The organism is Limimaricola sp. G21655-S1 (assembly GCF_027213785.1).
In the GTDB taxonomy this organism is placed as follows: Bacteria; Pseudomonadota; Alphaproteobacteria; order Rhodobacterales; family Rhodobacteraceae; genus Limimaricola.
The window spans coordinates 93815-110422 of record NZ_JAPWGO010000010.1 but is presented as its reverse complement, the minus strand read 5'-3'; the positions used below and the strand labels follow the sequence as shown (position 1 = coordinate 110422).

The window sequence follows — 16608 nt, the reverse complement described above, 5'->3', positions numbered from 1 at the left end:
TTCACGAAAGGGCCGCCATGCATCTTCTCGCCGCCACGCCGGGCACCGTCTCCGACGGCACCGAGGCCGTCGATCTCGGCCAGACGCCCGGCGACCTCGTCGTCATCTCCGCCGCCGACACCGAGCTCGCCGCGCTGAGCGCGGCGCGGGCCTCGATGCCCGACGCGCCCGATCTGCGGCTGGCGAGCCTGATGCATCTGCAGCACCCGATGTCGGTGGACCTGCATCTCGACGACTGCGCGACGAGATCGCGCCTCGTCGTGGCGCGCGTGCTGGGCGGCGCAGGCTACTGGAAATACGGGCTGGTGCAATACGCGGCCCGGCTGGCCGAGGCGGGCGTGCCCTTCGCCGCCCTGCCCGGCGACGACAAGCCGGACCCGGAGCTGCGCGAACTGTCGACCGTCAAGCCTGCGGATTACGACGCGCTGTGGTCCTACCTCGTCGAGGGCGGCCCCGAGAATGCGACCGCATTCCTCGCCCATGCGAAGCACATGCTCGACGGCACCGAGCCGCCACAGGCCGCCCGCCCGCTGCTGCGCGCCGGTCTCTACTGGCCCGGCCTCGGCATCGCCGATCTCGACCGGCTGCGCGAGGCCTGGGCCGTAGATGCCCCGGTCGTGCCGGTCGTATTCTACCGGGCGCTGCTGCAAGGCGCGCAGCTGGCGCCGATCGACCGGCTGGTGCGGGCCCTGCTGCGGGCCGGGCTGAACCCGATGCCGGTCTTCGTGGCATCCCTCAAGGACCCGGTCTCGCGCGACACGCTGACCGGGCTGATGGAGGCCGCGCCGCCCTCGGTGATCCTCAACGCCACCTCTTTCGCGACCGGAGGCGCGAGCGCGGGCGACGCCTCGGCCCCCAACCCGCTCGCCACCCCGGCGGCCAACGAGGCCCCGGTGTTCCAGATCGTGCTCTCGGCCAGCAGCGAGGAGGTCTGGGAAGAAGGGCTGACCGGTCTCTCGGCGCGCGACATCGCGATGAACGTGGCACTGCCGGAGGTAGACGGACGGATCCTGAGCCGCGCCATCGGCTTCAAGGGCGAGGCCTTCTTCGACGAGGCGACCCAATGCCGCGTCGCCACCTACCAGCCCCGCGCGGACCGGATCACTTTCGTGGCCGCGCTGGCAGCAGCCTGGGCAAGGCTGCGCGCCACGCCCGCCTGCGATCGCAAGGTGGCGCTGGTGCTGGCCAACTACCCCAACAAGGACGGACGGCTGGCCAACGGCGTCGGTCTCGACACCCCCGCCGCCACGGTGCATGCGCTGCGGCTGATGCAGGGGGCAGGTTATGCGGTCGAGGACACGCCCGAGGACGCGCAGGCGCTGATGGACCGGCTGATGGCGGGCCCGACCAACTGGCTGACGGACCGCGCGACGCGCGACGGCGGCGAGGTGCTGCCGCTCGAAGAGTACGAGCGCCATTTCGCGGAACTCCCCTGGGCTGCAAAGCAGCAGATCCTCGACCGTTGGGGGCCGCCGGGCGACGATCCTTTCATCTCTCCCCAAATACGCAATTCCGACGGCGGGCCCGGGCGCGGCTTCGCCCTGTCGCTGCACCGGTTCGGCAATGCGGTGGTCGGGCTGCAGCCCGCGCGGGGCTACAACATCGACCCGACCGAGACCTACCACTCGCCCGATCTCGTCCCGCCCCACCACTACCTCGCCTTCCATTTCTGGCTGCGCCATCACTGGGGCGCGGACGCGGTGGTGCATATGGGCAAGCACGGCAATCTCGAATGGCTGCCGGGCAAGGCGGTGGCGCTGTCGGAGACCTGCTGGCCCGAGATCGCGCTCGGCGCGACCCCGCACCTCTACCCGTTCATCGTCAACGATCCCGGCGAGGGCACGCAGGCCAAGCGGCGCGCGCAGGCGGTGGTGATCGATCACCTGACCCCGCCTCTGACCCGCGCCGAAAACTACGGTCCCTTGCGCGATCTCGAAGCGCTGGTGGACGAATATTACGAGGCCGCGGGCGTCGATCCGCGCCGCATCACCCATCTGCGCCGCGAGATTCTGAGCCTCGCCGAGACCACCGGCTTGGCCTCGGATGCCGGGTTCTCGGGACAGGCCGACACCGATCTCGCCAAGCTCGACGCGTGGCTGTGCGAGCTGAAGGAGGCGCAGATCCGCGACGGGCTGCACGTGTTCGGGCAAAGCCCCGAGGGACGGCAGGAACGCGACCTCGCCATCGCCTTGGCAAGGGTACCGCGCGGCACGGGCGCGGCCTCGATCCTGCGCGCGTTGGCCGATGATCTATGCTTGGGCTTCGACCCGCTCGACTGCGACATGACGGCGAGCTGGACCGGCCCGCGCCCCGACGCGCTCTCGGGCGAGGGCAAGTGGCGCAGCGCGGGCGACACGGTGGAGCGGCTGGAGGAGCTGTGCCAGCGCCTGCTCGACGGCAGGGCCCCTGCCCCCGGCCCCGCCTCCGCCGCCGTGCTGGGAGAGATCGAGACGAAGCTCCGCCCCGCCATCGCCGCCTGCGGCCCGGCCGAGGGTGCGGGCCTGCTCACCGGTCTCGATGGCCGCGCCGTGGCGCCCGGCCCGTCGGGCGCCCCGACGCGCGGGCGACCCGACGTGCTGCCGACGGGGCGCAACTTCTTCTCCGTCGACGCGCGCGCAGTTCCGACGCCCACGGCTTGGGCGCTGGGCTGGAAATCGGCGAACCTCCTGATCGAAAAACACCTGCAGGACCATGGCGACTGGCCGCGCAGCATGCTGGTCACCGCATGGGGCACCGCCAACATGCGCACGGGCGGCGACGACATCGCGCAGGCGCTGGCCCTGATGGGCGTGAAGCCGATATGGGACAGCGCCAATCGCCGCGTCACCGGCTTCGAGGTGCTGCCCGAGGGGGTGCTGGGACGGCCCCGCGTCGACGTGACCTTGCGCATCTCGGGCTTCTTCCGCGACGCCTTCCCGCAGCTGGTGGCCCTGGTCGACAGCGCAGCCCGCGCCGTGCAGGCGCTCGACGAGCCCGAGGAGACCAACCCGGCGGCAGCGAGGGTGCGCGCGGGCGGGTCCGCCGCACGGGTCTATGGATCGAAGCCCGGCGCTTACGGGGCCGGCCTTCAGGCCCTGATCGACGAGCGGATCTGGTCTGAGCGCGCCGATCTCGGCGCCGCCTATCTCGATTGGGGCGGCTATGCCTATGGCGCGGGACAGGAGGGCACGGCCGACCGCGACGGGTTCGCCGCAAGGCTCGGACAGGTCGAGGCCATCGTGCAGAACCAGGACAACCGCGAGCACGACATCCTCGATTCGGACGATTACTACCAGTTCGAGGGCGGCGCGGCGGCGGCCGTCGCGAGCCTTCAGGGCCGCGAGCGTCCGATCTATCACAATGACCATTCGCGTCCCGAGCGCCCGGTCATCCGCAGCCTCGACGAAGAGATCGCCCGCGTCGTGCGAAGCCGCGTGGTGAACCCGAAATGGATCGATGGCGTGAAGCGCCACGGCTACAAGGGTGCCTTCGAAATCGCGGCGACGGTCGACTACCTCTTCGCCTTCGCCGCCACCACGCGGGCGGTGAAGAACCACCATTTCGACCTCGTGGAGGAGGCGGTGCTGGCCGACGAGGACACGCGCGACTTCGTCGCCGAGCACAACCCGCCAGCGCTCAGGGAGATCGCCGAGCGGCTGCAGGAGGCGATCGACCGCGGGCTGTGGCAGCCGCGCTCGAACTCGGCCCGCGCCCGGATCGAGGCGCTGCGGTGAGCGAGGCGCTTCGGGAACGACTGGTCGAGATCATCCGCGCCACGCCGGAGCTCATGGCCGCATTCCGTGCGGCGCGCGCGCTCGACCTGCCCGATTGGTGGATCGTCTCTGGCGCGCTCTACGGCGCGGTGTGGAACGCGCTCACCGGGCGGCCGGCGCTGCATGGGGTCAAGGATATCGACCTGTTCTATTTCGACCCCGACACGAGCTGGGCGGCCGAGGACCGCGTGATCCGCCGCACCGCGCCGTTTTTCGCCCCCGCGCCGCCGGTCGAGATCCGCAACCAGGCACGGGTGCCGCTGTGGTACCGCGAACGCTTCGGCCATGCCTGCCCGGATTACGCGTCGAGCCGCGAAGGGATCGACCACTTCGCGACGCGCACGCATTGCGTCGGCATGCGGCTGCGCCCCGATGACGGCTTCGACATCTATGCGCCCCATGGCCTCGAAGACGTCTTCGCGATGCGGGTCGTGCCGAACCCGATCCTGCCGAACCGCGCGACGCACGAGGCCAAGGCGACACGGCAGAAGGCATGCTGGCCCGAGCTGACGATCGAGCCATGGCCGGAGACCCCGCAAGCTCGACATCCCGCATCCCCGCTCCAGACCGAGAGCCGCCCAAGCCGCCCGGAGGCCACATGATCGTCAATCTCGTCGTCCTGCTTGCCTGCCAACTCGCGGGCGAGATCGCGGCAAGGGGCCTCGGCCTGCCCGTGCCCGGCCCGGTGATCGGCATGGCGCTGCTCTTCGCGGCGCTGATCCTGCGCCCCGCTCTGGCCGAGCGGATCGCCCCGACGACCTCGGCGCTGCTCGCGCATTTGTCGCTGCTGTTCGTGCCGGCCGGTGTCGGCGTGGTCGGGCATCTCGACACGCTGGGCCGCGACGGCGTGGCGCTGATCGCGGCGCTACTGCTCTCGACCGTCGCGGCGATCCTCGCAGGCGTCTACGTGTTCCTCGCCGTGGCGCGGCTCAGCGGGGCCTCGGAATGACCCCTGCCGATCCCACCGAAATCTGGACCTATCTGCGCCAGGACCCGCTGTTGTGGCTGACCGCGACGCTGGTGGCCTATGGCTTGGGCGATCTGGCGTTCCGCCGCGCCGGGCGCAGGCCGCTGGTGAACCCGGTGCTGGTCGCAGTGGCGCTTCTGGCGCTGCTGCTGCGTGTCACCGGCACGCCCTATCAGAGCTATTTCGAGGGCGCGCAGTTCGTGCATTTCATGCTCGGCCCCGCAACCGTCGCGCTGGCCGTGCCCCTTTATGCCAATCTCAGGCTCATCCGCTCGGCCTTCTGGCCGATGCTGGCAGCACTGGCGGCGGGTTCGGTCACCGCGCTGGTCACGGCGGTGGCCATCGGCGCGGCCTTCGGGCTCAGGGGCGAGACGCTGCTTTCGCTGGCGCCGAAATCGGTGACGGCACCCGTGGCGCTCGGCGTGTCCGAGACGATCGGCGGCGCGCCGAACCTGACGGCGGTGCTGGTGATCATCACCGGCATCACCGGTGCCGTCGTCGCGACGCCGCTCTTGAACCTGTTCCGGATCCGCGACTGGCGCGCGCGCGGCCTCGCCGTGGGCGTGGCGGCGCATGGCATCGGCACCGCGCGGGCGTTCCAGGTCAACGAGACGGCGGGCGCCTTCGCGGGCATAGGCATGGGGCTGAACGCGCTGCTGACGGCGTTGATCGCGCCGCTGCTCGCGCCCTGGCTGGTCGCCTGGCTGACCGGCTGACGGGTTGCGGAGCGACCGGCTCTGGCGCAGTCTGTCGCCCCGAAGAGGAGCCATGTGATGACCGACGACACCGACCGCCACGCGATGAAGATGGCCAAGAAGAAGGCCGCGCGCGACAAGATCATGGCCACCAAGACCGACGAGAAGGGCCTGATCATCGTCCATACCGGCAAGGGCAAGGGCAAGTCTTCGGCCGCCTTCGGGATGATCTTCCGCTGCATCGCGCACGAGATGCAATGCGCCGTGGTGCAGTTCATCAAGGGCGGCATGTCCACCGGCGAGCGCGACCTGATCCTCGAGCGCTTCTCGGATGTCTGCCAGTTCCACACCATGGGCGAGGGCTTCACCTGGGAGACGCAGGACCGCACCCGCGACACCGAGATGGCGCAGGCGGCCTGGGAAAAGGCCAAGGAGCTGATCCGCGACCCGGAAAACCGCATGGTGCTGCTCGACGAGATCAACATCGCGCTGCGCTACGAATATCTCGACATCAAGGAGGTCGTGACCTTCCTGCGCGAGGAAAAGCCGCGCATGACCCATGTCGTGCTCACCGGGCGCAACGCGCATGAGGACCTGATCGAGGCCGCGGACCTGGTGACCGAGATGGAACTGGTGAAGCACCCGTTCCGCTCGGGCATCAAGGCGCAGATCGGCGTCGAGTTCTAGCGCGCCACGGAGCGGCGTTCGATCAGCCGCTTCAGCTCGGCCACCACCCGGTCCTCGCTCACCGGCTTGGACAGAACCTGGGCCTCGGGGAACTCCTGCTTGAGCTCCTCGCCATCGACATTGCCGGTGACGAACAGCAGCGGCACCCCCAGGCCCGCGAGATCGCGCGCCAGTGGCAGGCTCGATTCCGAGCCGAGCCGGACGTCGAGCACCGCCGCATCGGGCCGGCTCGACACCGCCTTTTGCGCCTCGTCAAGCCGGGTATAGGGCCCCTCGACCAGCGCCCCCTGTTCGCCCAGCGCCATTTCGAGCGAGATCGCGATCAGGAACTCGTCCTCGACCACCATCACCCGGCGACCGTCGAGCTGTCCTTCGCCATGGGTCGCCCGTTCGCTCTCGGCGACGTCGTGGCCCACCGGCAATTCGATGACGCAGACCACGCCCGTCTCGGCGAAATCGATCCGCACCTCGCCTTCCTCGGCGCGCAGGATCGAGCGCAGCAGGGTCGAACCGAACCCCCTTTGCGCCGGCGGCGAGACGCGCGGCCCGCCGGTTTCGCGCCAGACGACCTGTGCCCGCCCCGGTGCGAGCCGCGAGACATTGACCGACACCCGCCCCTCGCCGGTGCTGAGCGCGCCGTACTTGATCGCGTTGGTGGTCAGCTCATAGAGCGCCAGCGACAGGCTCTCGGCGATCTTCGGCGCCAGCGTCGCGTCGGTGGCGCCGCTGACCGAAAAACGATCCGGCTCGGGCGCGAAGGGCGAAACGGCGCTGTTGATCACGTCCCAGATCCTGAGCGCGCTTTCCGACAGCTGCACCGTCAGCGCGTGGCTGCGCGACAGCGCCTCCATCCGGCCCAGCAGGCTGCGTTCGAGATCGGCCACGCTGCTCGCGCGCCGCGCCGACATCCGCACCATGCCCTGCAGCACCGACAGCATGTTGCGGGTGCGGTGGTTCAGCTCGGAGGTAACGAGACGCAGCCGCTCCTCGGCTTCCTTGCTCTCGGTGATGTCGAGGACATGGCCGATGATCCGCTCGTGCCCGTTATGCGGATCGACCACGTGGCGGCCATGGGCGGCGATCCAGCGCAGCTTGCCGTCGGCGCGCAGGATCCGGCAGTCGAAGGACCAGTTGCGCTTTTCGGCCAGCGCCGTGCCATAGGCCTCGTCGACCCGGGCCCGGTCTTCCTCCACCACATGGGACAGGAAATCCTCGTAGCTCCAAGACGGAAGCTGCTTGTCGTAGCCGAAGATCTGATCGTGACGCAGGCTGCGCCAGGCCTTGCCGGTCGTCACGTCGAGATCCCAGACACCGATTTCGCCCACGGCCAGCACCAGCCGCAGATGATCAGCGCCAGCTGTCAGATCCGTTACGTCTTCCATTCCCGCTGTCGGTCTCTCGCTACTCATCATTCCGACCTATATGTCGGGGTATTGCAATTGAACCGCAAGTTGTTGGTGGTTCGCATTTCGTGCGCCGCCGTACCAAGCCCGAATCAGCTTCAATCCAGCACCTGCCCGGTCGAGAGCGCCGCCGGATCGACCCGCAGCTCGATCACCGCCGGACGCCTGCTCTCGCGCGCCCGCTCGAAGGCCGCCGGGAAATCGGCGTCCCGCTCCACCACTTCGCCATGCCCGCCATAGGCCCGCGCGAACTCCGCGAAATCGGGATTGGCCAGCGCCGTGCCGGAGACGCGGCCGGGGAAATGCCGCTCCTGATGCATGCGGATGGTGCCATAGCGGCCGTTGTTGACGACGATCACGACCGGCGCCGCGCCATGCTGCAGCGCCGTCGACATCTCGTTCAGCGTCATCTGGAAGCAGCCATCGCCCGCGAGGCAGACCACCGCGCGCCCCGGATGCGCCAGCGCCGCCGCGATCGCCGCCGGAAAGCCGTATCCCATCGAGCCCGACGTCGGTGCGAGCTGGGTCCGGAATCCCTTGAACCGGAAATAGCGGTGCAGCCAGCCCGCGTAGTTGCCGGCACCGTTGGTCAGGATCGCGTCCTCGGGCAGGTTCTCCGAAAGCCAGCCGATGACCCGTTCCAGCTTCACCGCGCCGGGGGTCTCCTTCGGCGCGAGCCAGCCCTCGTAATCCGCGCGCGCGTTCCGGGTCCAGCCGGACCAGTCGGCGCCGCAGGGATCGAGCGCGGCCAGCGCCGAGATCATCGCGGGCGCCGGGGCCACGGCCGCCAGACCCGGCCGCCAGACCCGGCCGATCTCGTCCGGATCGGAGTGGACATGGATCAGCGTCTTGTCGTCGCCCGCGGGGCTGAGCAGCGTATAGCCCTGCGTCTCGATATCCCCCAGTCGCGTACCGATCGCGAGAATGGCGTCGGCCGTGCGGACGCGCTCGGCGAGCCTCGGATTCACCCCGACATTCAGATCCCCGGCATAGTGGGAATGGCGGTTGTCCATGTAGTCCTGCCGCCGGAACCCCGCCGCCACGGGCAGGCCCTGGTTTTCGGCGAAGCGGGCCAGATCGGCGGCGGCGGCCTGCGACCAATGCGGCCCGCCCACCACCACGAGCGGGCGTTCGGCCCGGGCCAGTCGCGCCATGATCCGCCCCGCCGCCCCCGAGAGATCGGGCGCCAGCCGCTCCGGCGCGGGTCCGAGATCCGGTGTCTCCGCATGTCCCGAGAGCACGTCCTCGGGCAGCGCCAGCACCACCGGGCCGGGGCGGCCCGACATCGCAACTTCGAAGGCGCGACCGACATATTCGGGAATGCGCGCGGTGTCGTCGATCTCGGCCACCCATTTGGCGAGGCCGCCGAACATGGCGCGGTAATCCACCTCCTGGAACGCCTCGCGGTCGCGGTCGCTCCGCGCGATCTGCCCCACGAAGAGCACCATCGGCGTGCTGTCCTGCCGCGCCACATGCACCCCGGCAGAGGCGTTGGTGGCGCCGGGGCCGCGCGTGACGAAGGCGACGCCGGGCCGGCCAGTCAGTTTGCCATGCGCCTCGGCCATCATCGCCGCCCCGCCCTCGTGGCGGCAGACCACGTTGGCGATGGCGCCGTCATGCAGCCCGTCGAGCACGGCGAGAAAGCTTTCGCCCGGCACCGAGAACACCCGCTCGACCCCCAGCCTCGAAAGCTGCTCCACCAGAATCCGTCCGCCGTGCCGCATCATCGCCTCCCCCGTTGCGGGGCCGAACATGACCGCCCCGAGGCTGGCGGGCAAGGTGGCGCGGATCGGTCGGTCAGAGGCTCGCCTCGGGGCGGAAGCCCTCGGGAATGCGGTCGGTGCCTTCCAGCACCAGATCGGCCAGGACCTCGCCCACCAGCGGCGCGAGGCCGAAGCCGATCTTGAACCCGCCATTGGCGATGAAGGCGTTCTCGCGAAACGGATGCGGGCCCAGCATCGGCGCGCGGGAGCGGGTCCGCGGCCGGACCCCGGCCCAGCGCTCCACCACCTCGGCCTCGGCCAGCGCCGGGCAGAGCCCGCGCGCCCGCGCCACCAGCGCGTCGAGCTGCGCATCGGTGGCGGCGCCGTCGTCGTAGTCGCGCTCCGAGGTCGAGCCGATCCCTACCGTGCCATCGGCATGCGGCACCGCGTGCAGCCCGTCGGCAAAGATCTGCGGCGCGTCGCTCGCATCGAAACCACGCGGCCGCAACAGCGCCGCCTGCCCCTTCACGCCGGTCCCCGCCGCCTTGCCCGCCAGTGCCGATATCTCCTCGAGTCCGGCAACGCCGGTGGCCCAGATCACCGGCCCCTCGGGCAGACCGTCGCGCGTGATCTCGCCGCCCAGCACCTCGAGCGCGCGCGCCAGCGCCAGCGTCGCATGGCGCGGATGCAGCCGCGCGGTGAGCGTGTCATGCACCAGCCGCCCCGAGGGGCTGGCGGGCGTCCAGTCGCCCCCCGGCGCCGCGATCACGCGCCATTCCGCTCGGCCCTGCCACAGATCATCGGCGCCGCGCGCCCGCTCCTCGGCCCGCGCCACCGCCGCCGCATCGGCCAGCGGTTGCAGCCGACCGGTGCGGGCATAACCGGGATCGGCGCCGGACAGCCGGGCGATGTCGGCCCAGTAATCCTCGGCCATCAGGAGCGCCTCCAGCTGGAACGCCTTCTTCTCGTTCCATTGCTCCGGCACATGCGGGGCCAGCGCGCCGACGATGCCACCGGAGGCGCCCGCCGCCGGGCCGTGGGGATCGATCACCCGTACATGCGCGCCGCGCCGGGCGCAGGCCACCGCGACCGCGAGCCCCCAGGCCCCGGCGCCCATCACCGTCAGATCCACGCTTGCCATCGCCAACCGCCCCCGTCATCACGAGGCCGCAACCTAGGGCAGACGCGCATGAACGACCAGCGGGCGGAGATCGACTGGCGGGACGACCGGGTGCCGGTCTCGACCCGTTTCGACGATCCCTATTTCTCGATCCATGACGGGCTCGCCGAGACCCGCCACGTCTTTCTGGCGGGCAATGGCCTGCCGGAGCGCTTCGGCGGCGATTTCCGGATCATGGAGACCGGCTTCGGCACCGGGCTCAACTTCCTCACCGCATGGGAGGCGTGGGAGATGGCGGGCGGGCGCGGCACGCTGCGTTTCACCAGCTTCGAGGCCTTTCCGATGTCGCCCGCCGACACCGCCCGGGCCCTGACCGCCTTCCCGGCCCTCGAGGCGCGCGCCGATCGGCTCGTCGCGGCGCTGGAGAGCGGACCGGGTCCGCATCGCTTCGGGGAGGCGGTCACGCTCGAAATCGACGTGGGCGACGCGCGCGAGACGCTGCCGCGACACGAGGGCCGCGCCGATGCCTGGTTTCTCGACGGCTTCGCCCCCGCCAAGAACCCCGAGCTTTGGGGCGAGGCGCTCCTGGCCGAGGTGGCGTCGCATACCGCCCCGGGCGGCACGCTGGCCAGCTATACCGCCGCGGGCCATGTGCGCCGGGCGCTGGCGGCGGCCGGGCTCGAGGTCGAGCGGGCGCCGGGCTACGGGCGCAAGCGCCACATGACCATCGCCAGAAAGCCCGCCTGATGCGCAACGACAACCGCCTCGGCATCCTGCTGATGACGATCACCACCTTCGTCTTCGCGATGCAGGACGGGATCTCGCGCTATCTGGCTGAGCATTACAGCGTCTTCATGGTGGTGATGATCCGCTACTGGTTCTTCGCCGCCTTCGTCATCGCCATCGCGCGGCGGCAGAAGGGCTCGATCCGCGCTGCCGCGAGCACGTCGCAGCCGCTCCTGCAGATCGGGCGCGGGCTGCTGCTTGCGGGCGAAATCTGCGTCATGGTGATCGGTTTCGTGCATCTCGGTCTGGTCGAGAGCCACGCGATCTTCGCGGTCTACCCGCTGCTGATCGCGGCGCTGTCGGGGCCGGTGCTGGGCGAAAGCGTCGGCTGGCGGCGCTGGGCCGCCATCGGCATCGGTTTCGTCGGCGTGCTGGTGATCCTGCAGCCCGGTCTCGGGGTCTTCGCGCCGGCGGCCCTGTTCCCGCTGGTGGCGGCGGTGATGTTCGCGCTCTACGGGCTGCTCACCCGCTACGTCGCGCGGCGCGACGCGGCGGCGACGAGCTTTTTCTGGACCGGCGTGACCGGGGCCGTGCTGATGACCGTCATCGGCCTGCCCAGCTGGGAGCCGATGCAGGGCTGGGACTGGGCCGTGATGGCGCTTTTGTGCGTGACCGGCGCGGGCGGGCATTTCCTGCTGATCAAGACCTACGAGGTGGCCGAGGCCGGCGCGGTGCAGCCCTTCGCCTATCTGCAGTTGCCCTTCGCGGCGTCGCTGGGGCTCTTGGCCTTTGGCGAGACGCTTGCGCCCAACGTGGCGTTGGGCGCCGCGATCGTGGTGGGCGCGGGCGTGTTCACGCTGATCCGCACCCACCGCAAGGCGGCCTAGATCACTCCACCGGGCGCTGCGGCGGCCGCATGCCGCCGATCGACATTGGCGCGAGGATCGACAGCGACATCGACGAGGCGCGCCCTTCCGGCGTGACCTCGACGGCGGGCGGCACCGGCGCGGGTTCGGTCGCGGCGATAACCGTGTCGGCGTCGCGCGCCTGCGGCCGCACGAAGGGCGGCTTGCCGTTCAGGATGTCCGTGAAGTTCACCGGTCCGGTCTCGCCGGTCAGCCGCGCCCGGTAGACCGGGATCGATTCGCTCACCCGCATCACGTAGTTGCGGGTCTCGGTGAAGGGGATGTGCTCGATCCAGTCGACGACGTCGGCCTGCCCGATCCGCGGATCGCCGCGCTCGGCCATCCATGTGCGCGGTCGCGAGGCACCGGCATTGTAGCCGGCAGAGATCATCACCGGGCTCTGGCCGAAGGTCTCCTCGAGATAGGCGAGGTAGCGCGAGCCGAGCTTGGCGTTGTAGCGCCAGTCTGTGGTCAGCTTGGAGCGCGAATAGGGCAGGCCGAGCCAGCCCGCGACCTCTTCGGCGGTGGCGGGCATCAGCTGCATCAGCCCCAGCGCGCCCACCGGGCTGCCGACGCCGATGTTGAACTCGCTCTCGCGGCGGGCGATCGACATCGCCAGCTCGGGTGCCACCGGCAGCTCGGTCTCGGCGAGGGCGTGCAGCGGGAAATAGATCTCGGGGATGACGATCTGCCTGTAGGCCGCGGCCTTGCCCAGCGTCAGCGCCAGATGCGTCTCGTCGCGCTCCATCAGCATCCGCCCGAGCTGCGCGATGCCCTCGCGGTCGAGCGAGCGGCCCAGTTCCACGACGAAGCGCAGCGCGTCGCCATACTGCCCGGCGTCGAGCAGGAAGGCCACGGCCTGGGTGCGGTCATCCTTGAGGAACGCGCCCTGGCGCCAGTCGGCCACCGGCTCGTGACCGGTGAGCGCCGGATCGAGCGACAGGCCGAGCTTTTCGGCGGCCAGCAGCCCATAGAAGGCGGTCTGGTGCAGCGCCGCGCGCGCATAATCGAGAGCCGCCTGGTCATAGGCACCCCGGGCCTCGCGCGCCCGGCCCTGCCAGTAGCCGGCCCGAGCCAGCGAGATCGGGCTTTCGACGTCGCTCTCGAGGTGCTGGAAATGCTCCAGCGCCTTGGCGGGATCGTCGAGATAGGTCAGCGCGATATAGCCCGAAAGCCATTCGAGATCGGCGTAGAAGCTGCCCTCGGTGAGGAAGTGCTGGCTGGCGAGCTTGTAGGCCCGCTCGGCCTCGCCCTGCCGCATCAGCCAGCGCGCCAGCGTCGCGCGCCACGAGGCCCAGCGGAACGGATCGCCGAGCGCCTCCTCGCTGCCGGTATGGCGCTCGATGATCTCCAGCGCCTCGGTGTAGTCGCCCTTGTCCGCGAATCGGTTGAACCGGGCATTGGCGATGCCGGGCGTGTCGCGCAGCCGCTCGGGCACCCGGCCCAGCATCTGCGCCGCGCTGCGGTCGCGAATCAGCGCCACGCGCGCCTCGGCGACGCGTCGTTCATCGGCGGACAGCGTGTCGAACAGCCGCTGCGCATCGGTGATGCGCCAGCGCCAGAGCATCGCATCGACCCGGTCGGCGTGATGCGGCGCGAGGATGTCGCCGAAGGCCTCGACCATCGCGGCATGACCGGTACCGTCGAGCCCCAGCGTCAGCCAGCTCTCGACCAGCATCTCGCGCGCGGCATCCACCTTGCCTTGGGCCATCAGCGCCTCGGCCAGGCGCACGGCCCCCTCGCCGGTTTCGGGCGCGTTGTCGCCGAACCAGGCGATCACCTGTTCGGGCGGCAGGCCCTTGGGCATGTCGCGCTCGCCCTCGGCGCGGATCTGCTCGAGCCGCGGCCAGTCGGGATGCGCCGCGACGAAGGCGACGTAATCCTCCCAGGCGCCCTGCCCGGCCTGCAGTCGTTCCCAGGTCACAAGATCGAGCGCCACATCGCCCAGCGGCGCCGCCAGCGCCCGGGCCTGGGTCCAGTCGCGACGCTCGGCCGCATCGAGCGCGGCCTCGATATCGGCCTTGGCCGGCAGCGCGGGGGCCCAGAACGCCAGAACGGTGGCGAGGGCGGTGGAGAATCGGATGGGTGTCGTCATGCGTGGCTGCTCCGGGATTTCCGTGTCTCTCGGCATGGACCGTCAACCTAAGGGTACCGGGTTAAGGCGCAACTCACAAACTTGGCAAGCCGCGGAAAGCCGTCTAGGGTCCGCGCGATTTTACCCCCCGGACTCAGGACGCCTCACATGTTCAAGGGATCGCTCCCGGCCCTCGTCACACCCTTCGCAGATGGCCAGGTGGACCTCGAGACGCTGAAGAAACTGGTCGAATGGCACATCGCGGAGGGCAGCAACGGCCTCGTACCCGTCGGCACCACCGGCGAGAGCCCGACCCTGACCCATGAGGAGCACGACCTCGTCGTCGAGACCGTGGTCAAGACCGCCGCTGGCCGAATCCCCGTGATCGCCGGCGCCGGCTCGAACAACACGACCGAAACCGTGCGGCTGGTCGAGGCGGCCAAGGCCGCGGGCGCCGATGCCGCCCTCGTGGTCACGCCCTATTACAACAAGCCGACGCAACGCGGGCTGGTGGCGCATTTCATGGCCGCCGCCGAGTGCGGCCTGCCGATCGTCATCTACAACATCCCCGGCCGCTCGGTTGTCGACATGACGCCCACCACCATGGGCGAACTGGCCCGCCACCCGATGATCATCGGCGTCAAGGACGCGACCGGCGATCTGAGCCGGGTGCCGAAGCAACGGATCCATTGCGGCGCCGATTTCCTGCAGCTCTCGGGCGAGGACGCGACCGCGCTGGGCTTCAACGCCCATGGCGGCCGGGGCTGCATCTCGGTCACCGCCAACGTCGCGCCGCGGCTCTGCGCCGAGTTCCAGGATGCGACGCTCCGGGGCCGCTACGACACCGCGCTCGACCTCTTGGACCGGCTGATGCCGCTGCACGAGGCGATCTTCATGGAGCCGGGCGTGGCGGGCGCGAAATACGCGATGAGCGTGCTCGGCTTGTGCCGCGACGAGGTGCGCTCGCCGCTGACCACGCCGCTCGAAGGCACGCGTCTGGCGATCAAGGACGCGCTGCGCCATGCCGGGCTGATCGGGCACTGAACCGAACCGGCCCCGCGGGGGGCTGGCCGGGCGCCATGCGTAATTGAAGAAAGATGAACCGGAGGGGCGGTGCTGGACTTGCGCGCCCCGCATCCCTAGATCGGGCGCATGGCCAAGAAAGAGCAGAACAAGAACTACAAGGTGATCGCCGAGAACCGGCGGGCCCGCTACGACTACGCGATCGAGAGCGATCTCGAATGCGGGATCATGCTGATGGGGTCCGAGGTCAAGAGCCTGCGCACCGGCCAGTCCAACATCGCCGAGAGCTATGCCGCCGTCGAGGATGGCGAACTGTGGCTCACCAACGCCTATATCGCGCCCTATGACGCGGGCCGCACCTTCGGCCACGAGGAACGGCGCAAGCGCAAGCTCCTGGTCAAGCAGAAGGAGCTGGTGCGGCTGTGGAACGCCACCCAGCGCGAGGGCATGACCATCGTGCCGCTGGTGATGTATTTCAACGATCGCGGGCTGGTGAAGTTGAAGATCGCCATCGCCAAGGGCAAGAAGCTGCATGACAAGCGCGCCACCGAGGCCAAGCGCGACTGGGGTCGCCAGAAGCAACGGCTGCTGCGCGAAGGGGCCTGAGCGGCTTGCACCCGGCGGGCCGGGGGGCTACTGCTCCGCCCGAGCGCCCCGACCCGAGGTAACGCATGCCCGAGACCGCCGACGATCCCCGCACGCTCGTCTCCACCCGCTGGCTGGCCGAGCGGCTGAAGGACCCGGACCTGCGGATTCTCGACGCGTCGTGGTATCTGCCCGACACCGGGCGCGATGGCCGCGCCGAATACCGCCAGGCGCATATCCCCGGCGCCCGTTTCTTCGACATCGACGACATCTCGGACCACCGCAGCGGCCTGCCCCACATGGCGCCGCCGCCCGAGAAATTCGTCTCGAAGCTGCGCGCCATGGGCGTGGGCGACGGCCACCGGATCGTGGTCTATGACGGCGCCGGGCTGTTCTCGGCGGCGCGGGTGCGCTGGCTGTTCAGGCTGATGGGCAAGGAAGAGGTGGCGGTGCTCGATGGCGGGCTGCCGAAATGGCGCGCCGAGGGCCGGCCGCTTACCGCCGAGGCCACGCCGCTGCGCGACCGGCACCTGACGGTGAATCCGCGCCGCGACATGGTGGTCGACGCCACCGAGGTGGCCCGTGCCGTGAAGCTCGGCAGCCATGTCATCGTCGACGCCCGTGCCTCGGCCCGGTTCGAGGGCAGCGCGCCCGAGCCCCGCGCCGGGCTGCGCGCGGGTCACATCCCCGGGTCGCGCAACCTGTTCTTCCGCGAATTGCTGCGCCCCGACGGCACCATGAAGGACGAGGCGGGCATCCGCGCCGCGTTCGCGCAGGCGGGCGTCGATCTCGACCGCCCGGTGATCACCAGTTGCGGCTCCGGCGTGACGGCGGCGGTGCTGTCGCTGGCGCTCGAGCGCATCGGCAAGACCGACCACCAGCTCTATGATGGCTCCTGGTCCGAATGGGGCATGTACCCCGACCTGCCGGTGGAAACCGGCCCCGCCAAAGACAACCTCGAAGGATAG

14 protein-coding genes are annotated in these 16608 nt (G+C 70.0%); 10 read left to right on the top strand and 4 right to left on the bottom strand.

The window, feature by feature from the left end:
* The first annotated feature begins 17 nt into the window (after positions 1-17).
* From cobN to cobO, 5 genes are read left to right on the top strand one after another with little or no spacing between them, the layout of a single operon-like run.
* A complete protein-coding gene (gene cobN, locus O4G76_RS11745) occupies positions 18-3713 on the top strand; it encodes a cobaltochelatase subunit CobN (protein ID WP_269397500.1) in 3696 nt (1231 codons plus the stop codon).
* Positions 3710-4354, top strand: a complete 645-nt coding sequence (locus O4G76_RS11740; RefSeq protein ID WP_269397499.1) for a nucleotidyltransferase family protein — start codon at positions 3710-3712, stop codon at positions 4352-4354. The genes cobN and O4G76_RS11740 overlap by 4 nt, the downstream gene beginning before the upstream one ends.
* Entirely contained in the window at positions 4351-4701 is a 351-nt protein-coding gene (locus tag O4G76_RS11735) for a CidA/LrgA family protein (RefSeq protein WP_269397498.1), read from the top strand. The genes O4G76_RS11740 and O4G76_RS11735 overlap by 4 nt, the downstream gene beginning before the upstream one ends.
* Complete coding sequence (locus O4G76_RS11730) at positions 4698-5435, top strand: LrgB family protein (RefSeq protein WP_269397497.1); 738 nt, start codon at positions 4698-4700, stop codon at positions 5433-5435. Before O4G76_RS11735 ends, O4G76_RS11730 begins: the two co-directional genes overlap by 4 nt.
* Before the next feature lie 57 nt (positions 5436-5492).
* Positions 5493-6101: a cob(I)yrinic acid a,c-diamide adenosyltransferase gene (gene cobO, locus O4G76_RS11725; protein WP_269397496.1), complete on the top strand. Its 609-nt coding sequence runs from the start codon at positions 5493-5495 to the stop codon at positions 6099-6101.
* Here the strand turns inward: cobO and O4G76_RS11720 are convergent.
* From O4G76_RS11720 to O4G76_RS11710, 3 genes are all read right to left on the bottom strand, one after another.
* Positions 6098-7483 (bottom strand): HWE histidine kinase domain-containing protein, encoded by a 1386-nt coding sequence (locus O4G76_RS11720; protein ID WP_269397495.1) that lies wholly within the window; start codon positions 7481-7483, stop codon positions 6098-6100. The two genes, cobO and O4G76_RS11720, sit on opposite strands and share 4 nt — an antisense overlap.
* A 119-nt stretch (positions 7484-7602) precedes the next feature.
* Positions 7603-9228 (bottom strand): thiamine pyrophosphate-binding protein, encoded by a 1626-nt coding sequence (locus O4G76_RS11715; protein ID WP_269397534.1) that lies wholly within the window; start codon positions 9226-9228, stop codon positions 7603-7605.
* Positions 9229-9301: 73 nt separating this feature from the next.
* Entirely contained in the window at positions 9302-10348 is a 1047-nt protein-coding gene (locus tag O4G76_RS11710; protein WP_269397494.1) for an FAD-binding oxidoreductase, read from the bottom strand.
* Between the two features lie 48 nt (positions 10349-10396).
* Between O4G76_RS11710 and mnmD the strand changes: the two genes are divergently transcribed.
* Both mnmD and O4G76_RS11700 read left to right on the top strand, forming a co-directional pair.
* On the top strand, positions 10397-11074 hold the full coding sequence (mnmD, locus tag O4G76_RS11705) for a tRNA (5-methylaminomethyl-2-thiouridine)(34)-methyltransferase MnmD (protein ID WP_269397493.1): 678 nt from the start codon (positions 10397-10399) through the stop codon (positions 11072-11074).
* Positions 11074-11940, top strand: a complete 867-nt coding sequence (locus tag O4G76_RS11700; protein WP_269397492.1) for a DMT family transporter — start codon at positions 11074-11076, stop codon at positions 11938-11940. The genes mnmD and O4G76_RS11700 overlap by 1 nt, the downstream gene beginning before the upstream one ends.
* 1 nt (position 11941) lies before the next feature.
* Here the strand turns inward: O4G76_RS11700 and O4G76_RS11695 are convergent, their stop codons facing one another.
* The gene (locus tag O4G76_RS11695; protein ID WP_269397491.1) at positions 11942-14053 is read right to left on the bottom strand and encodes a transglycosylase SLT domain-containing protein; all 2112 of its coding nucleotides are present in this window, start codon (positions 14051-14053) and stop codon (positions 11942-11944) included.
* A gap of 147 nt (positions 14054-14200) precedes the next feature.
* Between O4G76_RS11695 and dapA the strand changes: the two genes are divergently transcribed.
* The 3 genes from dapA to sseA all read left to right on the top strand — a co-directional run bounded on the left by dapA (position 14201) and on the right by sseA (position 16608).
* Positions 14201-15076, top strand: a complete 876-nt coding sequence (gene dapA, locus O4G76_RS11690) for a 4-hydroxy-tetrahydrodipicolinate synthase (protein ID WP_269397490.1) — start codon at positions 14201-14203, stop codon at positions 15074-15076.
* Positions 15077-15184: 108 nt separating this feature from the next.
* Positions 15185-15661, top strand: a complete 477-nt coding sequence (gene smpB / locus O4G76_RS11685) for an SsrA-binding protein SmpB (RefSeq protein WP_269397489.1) — start codon at positions 15185-15187, stop codon at positions 15659-15661.
* Positions 15662-15726: 65 nt separating this feature from the next.
* Positions 15727-16608, top strand: coding sequence for a 3-mercaptopyruvate sulfurtransferase (gene sseA / locus O4G76_RS11680; RefSeq protein WP_269397488.1), 882 nt, complete (start codon positions 15727-15729; stop codon positions 16606-16608).